The sequence below is a fragment of the Rhodococcus yunnanensis NBRC 103083 genome (assembly GCF_001895005.1).
Taxonomy (GTDB): Bacteria; Actinomycetota; Actinomycetes; order Mycobacteriales; family Mycobacteriaceae; genus Rhodococcoides; species Rhodococcoides yunnanense.
Genome location: NZ_BCXH01000065.1, coordinates 1 through 610, shown reverse-complemented (window position 1 = coordinate 610; position 610 = coordinate 1). Strand labels below are relative to the sequence as shown.

At 68.0% G+C, this 610-nt stretch carries 1 protein-coding gene; it reads left to right on the top strand.

What is annotated here, in order from left to right:
- Positions 1-610, top strand: a 610-nt coding sequence (locus tag RY1_RS29290) for a DUF222 domain-containing protein (RefSeq protein ID WP_169914878.1), incomplete at both ends; no start/stop codon positions are given.

Below are 610 nucleotides of genomic sequence, written 5' to 3'. Positions count from 1 at the left end.
GGTGTGTGAGGTCGCTGATGTGCGGTTGGAGGAGGCGTTGTGTTCGGGTGGTGATGCGGCGGAGGCGTTGTGGGAGGCGGGTTCGGAGGTGGCGGCGGGGTTGGGGTTGTCGCAGAGGGTGGCGCGGCCGTTGGTGGAGGTGGGGTTGGGGTTGGAGCGGTTGCCGTTGACGGCGGTGCGGTTCGTGTGTGGGGTGTTGGATTGGGCGAAGGTGGTGGAGTTGGTGTCGGTGTTGGGTCGGGCGGGGGATGCGACGATTGCGGCGCTCGAGTTCGAGGCGGTGGCGGTGGCGGGGCGGTTGGCGCCGTTGTCGTTGCGGAGTCGGTTGTGGCGGATGTGGATGGGGTTCGATGCGGCGGAGGCGTCGGCGGCGAAGGCGGCGGCGTCGATCGGGGTGCGGGGGGTTGATGTTCGTGGGCATCGGGATGGGACGACGCGGTTGACGGCGGCGTTGTCGGATCTCGAGGGTGCGGAGGCGGAGGCGTTGATCGTCGAGATCTGTGGGTCGGTGTGTGGGAGGGATCCGCGGTCGGGTCGGGAGTTGCGTGCGGATGGGTTGATGGCGTTGCTTCATGGTGAGCATGCGTTGGTGTGTGCGTGTGATGCGGGG